Annotated in this window: 11 protein-coding genes; 7 read left to right on the top strand and 4 right to left on the bottom strand. The window is 62.7% G+C overall.

Translation table 11 applies throughout. The features are described from left to right. Positions 1-76: 76 nt before the first annotated feature. Entirely contained in the window at positions 77-1,156 is a 1,080-nt protein-coding gene (gene trmA, locus AB1462_RS18775; protein WP_367247603.1) for a tRNA (uridine(54)-C5)-methyltransferase TrmA, read from the bottom strand. After that, a complete protein-coding gene (locus AB1462_RS18770) occupies positions 1,153-2,448 on the bottom strand; it encodes an NCS2 family permease (RefSeq protein ID WP_053137959.1) in 1,296 nt (431 codons plus the stop codon). Before AB1462_RS18770 ends, trmA begins: the two co-directional genes overlap by 4 nt. A gap of 188 nt (positions 2,449-2,636) precedes the next feature. Between AB1462_RS18770 and AB1462_RS18765 the strand changes: the two genes are divergently transcribed. From AB1462_RS18765 to AB1462_RS18750, 4 genes are all read left to right on the top strand, one after another. Then, on the top strand, positions 2,637-3,083 hold the full coding sequence (locus tag AB1462_RS18765; protein WP_259194191.1) for a YolA family protein: 447 nt from the start codon (positions 2,637-2,639) through the stop codon (positions 3,081-3,083). A gap of 96 nt (positions 3,084-3,179) precedes the next feature. Continuing rightward, positions 3,180-3,704 (top strand): (2Fe-2S)-binding protein, encoded by a 525-nt coding sequence (locus tag AB1462_RS18760; protein ID WP_259194192.1) that lies wholly within the window; start codon positions 3,180-3,182, stop codon positions 3,702-3,704. Then, entirely contained in the window at positions 3,701-4,690 is a 990-nt protein-coding gene (locus AB1462_RS18755) for a xanthine dehydrogenase family protein subunit M (RefSeq protein WP_090399617.1), read from the top strand. Before AB1462_RS18760 ends, AB1462_RS18755 begins: the two co-directional genes overlap by 4 nt. Then, positions 4,687-6,870 carry a xanthine dehydrogenase family protein molybdopterin-binding subunit gene (locus tag AB1462_RS18750; RefSeq protein ID WP_367247602.1) on the top strand — a complete coding sequence of 728 codons (2,184 nt, stop codon included), beginning with the start codon at positions 4,687-4,689 and terminating at the stop codon, positions 6,868-6,870. Before AB1462_RS18755 ends, AB1462_RS18750 begins: the two co-directional genes overlap by 4 nt. 138 nt (positions 6,871-7,008) lie before the next feature. Here the strand turns inward: AB1462_RS18750 and AB1462_RS18745 are convergent, their stop codons facing one another. Further along, positions 7,009-8,259 (bottom strand): MFS transporter, encoded by a 1,251-nt coding sequence (locus AB1462_RS18745; RefSeq protein ID WP_090399622.1) that lies wholly within the window; start codon positions 8,257-8,259, stop codon positions 7,009-7,011. A gap of 318 nt (positions 8,260-8,577) precedes the next feature. On the opposite strand from AB1462_RS18745, the gene AB1462_RS18740 reads away from it, so the two are divergent. Genes AB1462_RS18740 through AB1462_RS18730 form a run of 3 tightly spaced genes read left to right on the top strand, consistent with a single transcriptional unit; the run spans position 8,578 to position 11,200 of the window. Next, complete coding sequence (locus tag AB1462_RS18740) at positions 8,578-10,011, top strand: cytochrome ubiquinol oxidase subunit I (protein ID WP_090399625.1); 1,434 nt, start codon at positions 8,578-8,580, stop codon at positions 10,009-10,011. Between the two features lies 1 nt (position 10,012). Beyond that, positions 10,013-11,020 (top strand): cytochrome d ubiquinol oxidase subunit II, encoded by a 1,008-nt coding sequence (gene cydB, locus AB1462_RS18735; RefSeq protein WP_131700155.1) that lies wholly within the window; start codon positions 10,013-10,015, stop codon positions 11,018-11,020. Positions 11,021-11,032: 12 nt separating this feature from the next. Next, complete coding sequence (locus AB1462_RS18730; RefSeq protein ID WP_099584739.1) at positions 11,033-11,200, top strand: DUF2474 domain-containing protein; 168 nt, start codon at positions 11,033-11,035, stop codon at positions 11,198-11,200. Between the two features lie 81 nt (positions 11,201-11,281). Here the strand turns inward: AB1462_RS18730 and AB1462_RS18725 are convergent, their stop codons facing one another. Next, positions 11,282-12,406 carry a methyltransferase gene (locus AB1462_RS18725; protein ID WP_259194194.1) on the bottom strand — a complete coding sequence of 375 codons (1,125 nt, stop codon included), beginning with the start codon at positions 12,404-12,406 and terminating at the stop codon, positions 11,282-11,284. Positions 12,407-12,521: the final 115 nt, after the last annotated feature.

The following is a 12,521-nucleotide window of genomic DNA, read 5'->3' as shown; positions in this document are numbered from 1 at the left end:
TGATGCACCGCCATCGGGGGCAAGTCGAATCGTCGCACCGCCCCTCCCACATTTAGAGCTGCGATGAGCCTTGGCATTACCGCCGGGTCAATAACACCCCGGATTCCATATGGTGCGTCCACGGGAACTGGTCAAACATCGCACACTGGGTAATGCGGTGGGTGTCATGCAGTTGCGCAATGTTCGCCGCCAGCGTCTCCGGGTTGCAGGAGATGTAGAGGATGTTGTCGAAGCGCCGGGTCAGTTCGCAGGTGTCCGGGTCCATGCCGGCGCGGGGCGGGTCGACGAACACGCTACCGAATTCGTAGCTCTTGAGATCGATGCCGTGCAGGCGGCGGAACGGTCGCACTTCATTGAGCGCTTCGGTGAGTTCTTCGGCGGAGAGGCGCACCAGGGTGACGTTACCCACCGCGTTTTCATCGAGGTTGCTCAGGGCCGCATTCACCGAGGTCTTGCTGATCTCGGTGGCCAGCACTTTACGCACACGGGTGGCCAGCGGCAGGGTGAAGTTGCCGTTGCCGCAATACAGCTCCAGCAGGTCATCCGGGCGATCGCCCAAGGCGTCGTATGCCCAGTTGAGCATCTTCTGGTTCACCGTGCCGTTGGGCTGGGTGAAGGCGCCTTCGGGCTGGCGGTAGCTGAAGGTGCGGCCGCCCACGTCGAGTTTTTCCACCACGTAGTCGTGGCCGATCACATCGCGCTTGCCCTTGGAGCGGCCGATGATGCTGACATTCAAATCAGCCGCCAGCTTATTCGCCGCGGTGTGCCAGTGCTCGTCCAGCGGGCGGTGATAACACAGGGTGATCATCGCGTCGCCGGCCAGGGTGGTGAGGAACTCCACCTGGAACAACTTGTGGCTTAGGGCGGCGCTGGCTTGCCAGGCGGCCTTGAGCTGCGGCATCAACTGGTTGATGCGCTGGCTGGCGATGGGGAATGCTTCGATCAGGATCGGCGTGCGCTTGTCGTCCTGGGAGAACATCGCGTAGTGGCGTTCGCCGCCTTCGCGCCACAAGCGGAACTCCGCCCGCAGGCGGAAGTTCTGCAACGGCGACTCGAAGACCTGCGGCTCGGGTGCGTCGAACGGTGCCAGCAGGTCACGCAAACGCGTGACCTTGTCTTGCAGTTGAACGGTGTAGCGTGCGGCGTCAAAAGTCATGCGTTGAACCAGCCCAGCTTGATCACGAACAGAATCGACAGAATCACCAGCGCCGGGTTGAGCTCACGGTAGCGGCCCGAAAGCAGCTTGATGGCGGTCCAGGCGATGAAACCGAAGGCAATGCCGTTGGCGATGGAGTATGTGAAGGGCATCGCCAGGGCGGTGATCACCACCGGCGCTGCAACGGTAATGTCATCCCAGTCGATTTCGGCCAGGCCTGAGGTCATCAATACGGCGACGAACAGCAGCGCCGGCGCGGTAGCAAAGGCCGGTACGCTGGCGGCCAGCGGCGAGAAGAACAGCGCCAGCAGGAACAGGATCGCGACCACGATGGCGGTCAAGCCGGTACGGCCACCGGCGCTCACGCCCGCGGCGGACTCGATGTAACTGGTGGTAGTCGAGGTGCCCAGCAGCGAACCGGCCATGGCGGCGGTGCTGTCGGCGATCAGCGCACGGCCCATTTTCGGCATGTGGCCGTCCTTGCCCATCAGCCCGGCGCGCTTGGCCACGCCGATCAGGGTGCCGGAGTTGTCGAACAGGTCAACGAACAGGAAGGCGAAGATCACGCTGACCAGGCCGATGTCCAGCGCGCCCTTGATGTCCAGTTGCAGGAAGGTCGGGGCCAGGGACGGCGGCATCGACATCACGCCGCCAAACGCGGTCACACCCAGCAGGATGGAGACGATGGTCACCGCCAGGATGCCGATCAGCACTGCACCGCGCACGGCCAGGGCTTCCAGTGCAACGATCAGCATGAAGCCGAGGATGGCCAGGATAGGCGCCGGTTTAGTCAGGTCGCCCATGCCCACCAGGGTGTTCGGGTTGCCCACCACGATCCCGGCGTTGTGCAGGGCGATCAAGGCCAGGAACAGGCCGATACCGGCGGCAATCGCCGAGCGCAGGGGCAGGGGGATGCTGTTGATGATCCACTCACGGATACGGAAGATCGACAGCAGGAAGAACAGCACCGCCGAAATGAACACCGCCCCCAGCGCAACCTGCCAGGTGTGGCCCATGTGCAGCACTACGGTGTAGGTAAAGAAGGCATTGAGGCCCATGCCCGGCGCCAGCGCGATCGGGTAGTTGGCGATCAGGCCCATCACGGTCGAACCGATGGCCGCCGCCAGGCAGGTCGCGACAAACACCGCGCCTTTGTCCATGCCGGTCTCGCCGAGGATGCTCGGGTTGACGAACAGGATGTAGGCCATGGCCAGGAATGTCGTGATGCCCGCGAGGATCTCGGTGCGCACGTTGGTGTTGTGTGCCTTGAGTTGAAACAGCTTTTCCAGCATGCCTGCTCCCTGTGACGCTATGTTGCGTCGTTATTTGTTGACCTCTAAGTCAAAGCACAAACTGCGCCAAGCGGCTGTGGTTCCAGAGAGGATCGGAAAAAGCGGCGCATCATACCAGCAGCCGAGGCTGTGTGGCGCATGGCCTTGAGGCATACTGCGGCGACGTTCAACAGCGGGTCATCGACAGCATGAAAAAAGCCAACGCGTGGAGTCTAGCCCTGATCCCTTGTCTCGGCCTGTGGCTGGGCGCGGCACCGGTGTGGGGCGCGACTGCACCGCCCTTGAGCGAGGTGCGCGTGTTCAAGGTCGAATCGGCGCGCTGCACGGAAACCATCCCGGAACGCGCGCAAAGCACCCAGATGTGCACGCACCGTGGGCCCACCAAAGTGTCGGTGATGGAAGTCGGCCTGGGCAACAACCCGATGGGCCGTTTCAACGGTGCCGAACTGAACGGGCAACGTACGCCCGTGTGCCAGGTCGGTAGCATCAGCGAGGCTTGCAGCGGTGCGGGTACGTTGATGGGCTACATCTATGTATTTGACCTGAATGTCCAAGCCCAAGGCTGGTTCGAATACAGCAACACGTCGATCAACGGCCCGCGCAATACCTTGAAGACACTGCTCAATATCCGCTGATCAATCACCTTGAACGCTCAATACCCTGGGAAGTCGTACCCCTGAGACGGCGACTTTCCTGAACGCCGCGGATGTACACCAACCCGTGAGGTGTTTATGAGCGCGACCCCTAATGGCGCGGCGGTCCAACCGTTCGTCGCCCACTCCATACGCTTGACCCTCAATGGTCAGGACCGCCAACTCGAGGTATTGCCCTGGACCACGTTGCTGGACCTGCTGCGCGAGCAACTGGACCTGGTTGGCAGCAAAAAAGGCTGTGACCACGGCCAATGCGGCGCCTGTACGGTATTGCGCGACGGCAAACGCATAAACGCCTGCCTGACCCTGGCGGTGATGTGCGACGGCGCCGAACTGACCACCATCGAAGGCCTCGCCGACAGCGATCAACTGCACCCGATGCAGCAAGCCTTCATCAAGCACGATGCCTTCCAGTGCGGCTACTGCACGCCTGGTCAGATTTGCTCCGCCGTCGGCCTGGCCAATGAAGGCCGTGCCCACGACAGCGCGCAGATCCAGGAGCTGATGAGCGGAAACCTGTGCCGCTGCGGCGCCTACAGCAACATCCGCGATGCCATCGAAGAGGCCTTGCCGGCCTGCCGCACCCAGGGAGGCGCGCAATGAATCCCTTCCAGTACAGCAAACCGGCGGACGTCCACGAAGCCGTGCACCTGAGCAGCGCCGCATCGCGCTTTATTGCCGGCGGCACCAACCTGCTGGATTTGATGAAAGAAAACATCAGCCGCCCCGAGCATCTGATCGACATCACCGGCCTGCCGCTCAATGAGATTGAACAAACCGCCGAGGGCGGCCTGCGGATCGGCGCGCTGGTGAGCAATGCCGACCTGGCCTGGCATCCGCTGATCGAACAGCGCTACCCGTTGCTGTCCCAGGCGATCCTCGCCGGTGCTTCGCCGCAACTGCGCAATATGGCGAGTACCGGTGGCAACCTGTTGCAGCGCACCCGTTGCTACTACTTCTATGACGCCACGGTGCCGTGCAATAAGCGTGAGCCCGGCAGCGGTTGCCCGGCGCGCACTGGGTTGAACCGTATCCATGCGATCCTCGGCGCCAGCGACCAGTGCGTGGCCACTCATCCCTCGGACATGTGCGTGGCCCTGGCGGCGCTGGAGGCGCGGGTGCATGTGGAGGGGCGTGGCGGTGCGCGGGTTATCGAGTTTGCCGACTTCCACCGCTTGCCCGGTGATGCGCCGCAACGCGACAACCAACTGGCCGACGATGAGCTGATCACCGCTATCGAATTGCCCGCCGACCACCTGGCTCGTCATAGCCATTATTTGAAAGTCCGCGACCGCGCGTCTTACGCGTTTGCGTTGGTGTCTGTCGCCGCCGCGCTTGAATTGGAGGGCGAGCGAATCGTCGACGCGCGCCTGGCCCTTGGCGGCGTGGCCCATAAACCCTGGCGTGACCGCGCGGTGGAAGCCTCGCTGATCGGCCAGGTGGTCAGCCGCGAGACCTTCAGCAACGCCGCCGACGCGGTGCTGCAAGACGCTGAGCCGCTGGAACACAACGGCTTCAAGATCAAGCTGGCGCGCCGCGCAATGATCCGCGCCCTGAGCGACGCTGCCGTCGCAGGAGAACGCCCATGACTGCCCTTGGCAAACCCCTGGACCGTGTCGACGGTCTGCTCAAGGTCACCGGCCAGGCGCGTTATGCCGGCGAGTTCCCCGAAGACGGCCTGCTCCACGGCAGTGTGGTGTCCAGCACCATCGCCAAGGGCCGTGTGCTGGCTATCGACGCGGCCAGGGCACTGGCCCTGCCGGGCGTGGTGGCGGTTATCCATCACCTCAACCGGCCGAAAATCGCCAGTTACGACGATGCCTTCCAGGATGATGACGCGGCGGACGGCTCACCGTTTCGCCCGCTGTATAACGACCGTGTGCTGTACAGCGGCCAGCCCCTGGCCCTGGTGCTTGCCGACAACCTCGAACTGGCGCGGCATGGCGGCTCGCTGGTAGAGATCGAATACGCGTGCGAAGACTTCGAGACCGACCTGCTCGCCCAACAGGAACAGGCCCATGCTTCAGCGCAAACGCCGCCCAAGCCACGCGGCAACTTCCAGGCCGAGTGGGCCGCTGCCGCCGTCAGTCTCGACCTGCACTACAGCACGCCCATCGAACACCACAACCCCATGGAACCCCACGCCAGTACCGTGCTGTATCAGCCGGACGGCACCTTGCATATCCACGACAAGACCCAGGGCCCGCAGAACTGCCAGGCCTATGTGCAAAAGGTGTTCGGCCTGGATAACAGCCAGGTGCGCATCTTTGCTGCATTCGTTGGCGGTGCCTTCGGCTCGGGCTTGCGTCCGCAGTATCAATTGCCCTTGGCGGTGATGGCATCCCTGGCGCTCAAGCGCTCGGTGCGCGTCACCCTGACCCGCCAGCAGATGTTCACCTTCGGCTACCGCCCGCGCACGTTGCAGCGTTTGCAGATGGGCGCCGCCGCCAATGGTCGCCTGCTGGCATTGGGGCATACGGCGATTGGCCAGACCTCGCGCTTCGAAGATTTCAGCGAGCACGTGGTGGAGTGGAGCGGCATGCTTTACCACTGCGATAACGTGCAACTGACCTACAAGCTGGTGCCGCTGGATGTGTTCACGCCACTGGACATGCGCGCGCCCGGCGCCGCGTTGGGCGTGATTGGCCTGGAGTGCGCCATGGACGAGTTGGCGTGCGCCTTGGGCATGGACCCGGTGCAACTGCGGCTGGTCAACTACGCCGAGCGCAACCAGAACGAAGATAAACCCTGGTCCAGCAAGGCGCTGCGCGAATGTTACAGCGAAGGTGCCGAGCGCTTCGGCTGGCGCCAGCGCAATCCGGAACCGCGCAGCATGCGCGACGGCTCCCAGTTGATCGGCTGGGGCATGGCCGGTGGCGTGTGGGAGGCCATGCAGATGAAGGCCAGCGCCAAGGCGCGCATCGACGCCGAGGGCAAACTGACGGTCAGCAGCGCCACCACGGACATTGGCACCGGCACCTACACGGTGATGACCCAGATCGCGGCGCAGGCCAGTGGTGTGGCGGTGGAGGACGTGGTGTTTCTGCTCGGCGATTCGTCATTGCCCACTGCACCGCTGCAAGGCGGCTCGTTCACCGTGTCGTCCGTCGGCACCGCCGTGCAGCAAGCCTGCCAAGCGTTGACCGCCAAACTGCTGACCATCGCCCGGCAGACTTACCCGGTGTTCAAGGATGCCGAGTCCGTGCGTTTTGAAAACGGCCAACTGCACACCGGCGACGTGAGTGTGTCGTTGGCGCAACTGGTCAAGGACAGTGGCGAAGAGGCCTTGGAGGTCCAAGTCGACAGCGAACCGGACAAGAAACGCGAAGGTTACGCCACCGCCACCCATTCGGCGGTGTTCGTCGAGGTACGGGTGGATGAGGACTTGGGCACGATCAAGGTCAGCCGCGTGGTCAGCGCCATTGCGGCCGGGCGGGTGGTCAACCCGAAGATGGCCCGTAGCCAGATCCTCGGCGGGGTGGTGTGGGGCATCGGCATGGCCCTGCACGAAGAGACCCAAGTCGACCATCAGTTAGGACGCTACATGAACCACAGCCTGGCCGAGTATCACATCCCGGTAAATGCCGATATCGGCGACATAGACGTGGTGTTTGTTGAAGAACACGACGAAATCGTCAACGCCCTTGGGTCCAAAGGCGTGGGCGAGATCGGGATTGTCGGCGTGGCGGCGGCGGTGGCGAATGCGATTTACCACGCCACCGGCAAGCGGGTGCGGGAGTTTCCGATCACCCTGGACAAGCTGCTCTGACGCGGTTCAGCAAACAGTGAAGATCCAAATGTGGGAGGGGCGGTGCGACGATTCGACTTGCTCCCGATGGCGGAGTTTCAGTCCAAGCATAAGTTGACTGATCCACCGCTATCGGGGGCAAGCCCCCTCCCACATGGGTTATGCGGTAGCTTTTTGAGCGGGCTCTTCCACCGGCACATGCATGCGATCCCGGTTGGCCAGAGTCGGGAACAGCTTGATCCACACCCCGGTCACTACCAGCGTACCGATCCCGCCCATCACCACGGCCGGTACGGTGCCGAACCAATGGGCGGTGAGGCCGGACTCGAACTCGCCCAGTTGGTTGGATGCACCGATAAACAGGCCGTTGACCGCGCTCACCCGCCCACGCATTTCATCCGGGGTTTCCAGTTGCACGAAGGACGCACGGATCACCATGCTGATCATGTCCGCCGCGCCCAGCACCACCAGCACCGCCAGGGAAAACCAGAACGAGGTGGACAGGCCGAAGGCGATGGTCGCCACGCCGAATACGCCGACAGCGGTGAACATCACCCGGCCGACCTTTCGATCTACCGAAAAGCGTGCCAGCCACAGTGACATCAACAAGGCGCCCACCGCCGGCGCCGAACGCAACAGGCCCAGGCCCCAGGCGCCGGTCAGCAGGATGTCCTTGGCGAACACTGGCAGCAACGCGGTGGCGCCGCCCAGCAGCACGGCGAACAGGTCGAGGGAAATCGCCCCGAGAATGTCCGGGCGGCTGCGAATAAAGCGGATGCCGGCCAGCAGCGAATCGAGGGTGGCCTTGCCTTTATTGAGCGGGGTCTGGCGGGCGGGCAGGTTGAGGGTCAGCACGCAGGCAATGATGTACAGCACCACCGTGGGCCCATACACCCAGACGCTGCCGAAGGCGTAAAGCAAACCACCGAGCGCCGGGGCGACGATGGTTGCCAGTTGCTGGGCCGACTGCGACGAGGCCACGGCGCGCGGGAACAGTGCGCTGGGCACAATGCTCGGCAACAGCGCCTGGGTGGTGGGCATTTCAAACGAGCGCGCGGCGCCGAGCAGGAAGGCCAGGATAAAGATCATCTCGCGGGTCACGTTGCCGGTCAGGCCGCCGATGGCCAGGGAGAGGGCAATCAGCGCCTGCACGGTCTGGCAGATGGCCGCGACTTTGCGTCGCTCATAGCGGTCGGCCACATGCCCGGTGTGCAGCATGAACAGCACGCGCGGCACGAACTCCACCAAGCCGACCAGCCCCAGGTCCAGCACGTTGCCGGTGAGTTGGTAGAGGTTCCAGCCAATGGCCACGGTAAGCATCTGGAAGCCGCTGGCGGTGAAGATCCGTGCCAGCCAGAACGCGATGAAAGGGCGGTGGTGACGTAACAGCAACGCGGGTTCACTAGGCATCGGAAATTCAGGTCAAGGCCGGAGGGAAGGGCCAGATTAGCATCAAGCTGTAACAATTAGTTGCCAGAAGAAGGCTGAGGCAAGCTGTCACGCGGCAAAAGACCACACAGGCCAACCGCGAAAATGGGACTACTCTTTTGACTGTGATTGATCCAGATCAAAGTCATTTCAGAATTTGTTCTGGTGGCCGCAAGGCCCGATTCCCTACGTGGTTGGTTAAAAAAAGAAACGAATTGAAATTCGCCAGACTCCATATCCGTGGGGGCAGTGGGTGCAGGCTCCCGCCAGCAGCCGGTATTACCTGACAGAGGAAGACTTATGTTCGGTTTGGAGGCGCTAGATCTCGCCCGAATTCAGTTCGCGTTCACCATCTCGTTCCACATCCTGTTCCCGGCGATCACCATCGGCCTGGCCAGTTACCTCGCGGTGCTGGAAGGCTTGTGGCTCAAGACCCACAACGACACCTACCGTGACCTCTACCATTTCTGGTCGAAGATCTTTGCCGTCAACTTCGGCATGGGCGTGGTCTCCGGTTTGGTCATGGCCTACCAGTTCGGTACCAACTGGAGCCGTTTCTCGGACTTCGCCGGCGCCGTCACCGGGCCGCTTCTGACGTACGAAGTGCTTACGGCCTTCTTCCTCGAAGCCGGTTTCCTCGGCGTGATGCTGTTCGGCTGGAACAAGGTGGGGCGCAAGCTGCACTTCTTCTCCACGGTGATGGTGGCCGTCGGTACGTTGATCTCGACCTTTTGGATCCTGGCGTCCAACAGCTGGATGCAAACGCCGCAAGGCTTTGAAATCATCGATGGCCGCGTGATTCCTACTGACTGGCTGGCGGTGATCTTCAACCCCTCGTTCCCCTACCGGCTGGCGCATATGGCTACGGCGGCCTTTGTGGCCACCGCGTTCTTCGTCGGCTCCTCGGCGGCCTGGCACTTGCTGCGCGGCAAGGACAACCCGGCGATCCGCAAAATGTTGTCGATGGCGATGTGGATGGCCCTGATCGTGGCGCCTATCCAGGCGGTGATCGGTGACTTCCATGGCCTCAACACCCTCGAGCACCAGCCGGCAAAAATCGCCGCCATCGAAGGCCACTGGGAAAACAAAGGCAATGAGCCAACGCCGCTGATCCTGTTTGGCTGGCCGGACATGAAGGCCGAAAAAACCAAGTACGCGGTGGAAATTCCGTACCTTGGCAGCCTGATCCTGACCCACTCCCTGGACAAACAGGTGCCGGCGCTCAAGGAATTCCCGCCGCAAGACCGGCCGAATTCGACCATCGTGTTCTGGTCGTTCCGGGTCATGGTCGGCCTGGGCTTCCTGATGATCTTCACCGGCCTGTTCAGCCTCTGGCTGCGCCGGGGCGACAAGATGTACACGTCCAAACCGTTCCTGTACCTGGCGCTGTGGATGGGCCCGTCTGGCCTGATCGCGATTCTCGCCGGTTGGTTCACCACCGAAATCGGCCGACAGCCGTGGGTGGTCTACGGGTTGATGCGCACGGCGGATGCGTCTTCCGGGCATAGCCTGGCGCAGATGACGATCACCCTGGTGTTGTTCGTGGTGGTGTACTTCGCGCTGTTTGGTGCGGGCCTGGGCTACATGATGCGCCTGGTGCGCAAAGGCCCCGTGACCCACGAAGGCACCGAGCCGACCCACGGTGGCCCTGGCCAGAAACGCACACCGGCGCGTCCGTTGTCGGCTGCCGACGATGGCAGCGATGACGACCACCTCCAGCACAAGGGGCATTGAGATGGGTATTGATCTTCCGCTGATCTGGGCCGTGATCATCATCTTCGGCATCATGATGTACGTGGTCATGGACGGCTTCGACCTCGGCATCGGCATCCTCTTCCCGTTTATTCCGGGCAAGACCGACCGTGACGTGATGATGAACACCGTGGCCCCGGTCTGGGACGGTAACGAAACCTGGCTGGTACTCGGCGGCGCGGCGTTGTTCGGCGCGTTTCCGCTGGCCTATTCGGTGGTGTTGTCGGCGCTGTACCTGCCGCTGATCCTGATGCTGATCGGGCTGATCTTTCGCGGTGTGGCGTTCGAGTTCCGCTTCAAGGCCAAGGACCACAAGCGTCACCTGTGGGACAAGGCGTTTATCGGCGGTTCGCTGGCGGCCACGTTCTTCCAGGGTGTAGCGCTGGGCGCGTTTATCGACGGGATCCCGGTGGTCAATCGCCAGTTTGCCGGCGGCTCGCTGGACTGGCTCACACCGTTCACGATGTTCTGCGGTGTTGCGCTGATCGTGGCCTATGCGTTGCTCGGCTGCACCTGGCTGATCATGAAAACCGAAGGCCCGTTGCAGGAGAAGATGCACAACCTGGCGCGGCCGTTGGCCTTCGTGGTGCTGGCGGTGATTGGTATCGTGAGCATCTGGACCCCGCTGTCGCACCCGGAAATTGCCTCGCGCTGGTTCACCCTGCCGAACCTGTTCTGGTTCCTGCCGGTGCCGATCCTGGTGCTGGTGACCATGTACGGGTTGATCCGCGCCGTGGCGCGTAACGCCCACTACACGCCGTTCCTGCTGACGCTGGTGTTGATCTTCCTCGGCTACAGCGGCCTGGGGATCAGCCTGTGGCCGAACATCATCCCGCCATCGGTGTCGATCTGGGATGCCGCTGCGCCGCCGCAGAGCCAAGGCTTCATGCTGGTGGGCACCTTGTTCATCATCCCGTTCATCCTGGGCTACACCTTCTGGAGCTATTACGTGTTCCGCGGCAAGGTCACCCACGAAGACGGTTATCACTAGGAGGGTCGTTGCATGTCCGGCAAACCTACGTTGCACGAGATCGAACAGGCCGAGAAACAGCCGTTGTGGCGGCGCCTGGGGTGGCTGGCGATGATCTGGACCGGCAGTGTGCTGGCCCTGTTCATCGTGGCCAGCCTGATGCGCATGTTCATGAATGCGGCCGGCCTGACCACCCACTGACATCCCGATCCGGGCTTCGCGGCCCGCTGCCTGTTAACTTGAGGGCAAGCCCTGTGCTTCTTTTGGAAGGGCAGGGCTTTTTTATTTGCGCGCTTTGAGAATCACAAACTTCGGTGTGGCGGCCACCTGCTCGACGCCCCGGAACAAACGCGCCAACTTGCTGTGATAACCCAGGTGACGGTTGCCGACGATATACAGGGCGCCGCCGACCACCAGTGCTTCCCGGGCCTGCTGGAACATACGCCAGGCAAGGAAGTCGCCGACCACCTGCTGCTGGTGGAACGGCGGGTTGCACAGCACCACGTCGAGGGAATCCGGCTCCTGGCCTGCGAGGCCGTCGCCGGCGCGTACTGTCACATCCCTATCGCCGAGGGCGGCTTGCCAGTTCTCCAGCGCCGATTGCACAGCCATGTAGGACTCGTCCACCAGGGTGTAGTGCGCCTCAGGGTTTTGCAGGGCGCTGGCAATCGCCAGTACACCATTGCCGCAACCCAGGTCCGCCACACGGGCACTGCCGAGGTTTTTTGGCAGGTGCGGCAGGAAGGCGCGGGTGCCAATGTCCAGGCCTTCACGGCAGAACACGTTGGCATGGTTCAGCAGTTCAATCGCCGGCGCGTCCAGGGCGTAGCGCGTTGGGTAGGGCGACACGGCGACGGGTCGGTCGGCCAGCGTGGCGATCAGCAGCCGGGCTTTCTTGACGGCCAGGGAGGCGTGCATCGGCCCGATATAGCGCTCCAGCAACTCACCGGCCGCCCGGGGCAAGTGCTTGATCATCGCCCCTGCGATCACCTCGGCGCCCGGCGCCAGTTGGCCTTGCAGGCGGATCAGTTGTTCTTCCAGCAATGCGAGGGTCTTGGGCACGCGGATCAGCACCCGGTCGAACGGCCCGCTGGGCACTTCGCTGGCGGGGATGAACGGCACGGCATCAAAGGCTTTGCCATTGCGCACCAGGTTTTTATCCAGGCCCATGGCGGCCAGGAACGAGTCACCGCTGGAGGTTACCTGCACCCGGCCTTCCAGGCTGGCAGCCAGGGCGCCGAAGCTGTCATTGAGCACCAGCACGCGCGTCGCAGCGGTCGGTTGTTGTTCGGCCAGATAGCTGAGCAGGTACTCGTCGGCGGCGTCGAAGGCTTGCAGCGGATCGTTATGTTGCTCTGGCTGGCGGATCAGATCGAGCTGGGCGAAGGGGCTGTCGAGCAGGGGCATGGCGGGGGAGGCTCTGGGTCATCGATGGGTGTTCGGCAGTCGGCTGCGGAACCGTCTGAGTGAACAGCGTGCGGCACCCCTTGGGGGCTGCTCAACACTCAGAATTGGCCGTAAA

This window comes from Pseudomonas sp. SB113 (assembly GCF_040754745.1).
GTDB classification, from domain to species: Bacteria; Pseudomonadota; Gammaproteobacteria; order Pseudomonadales; family Pseudomonadaceae; genus Aquipseudomonas; species Aquipseudomonas grimontii.
Note: the sequence above shows the minus strand (reverse complement) of the source record. Positions and strands in the feature narration are given on the sequence as shown.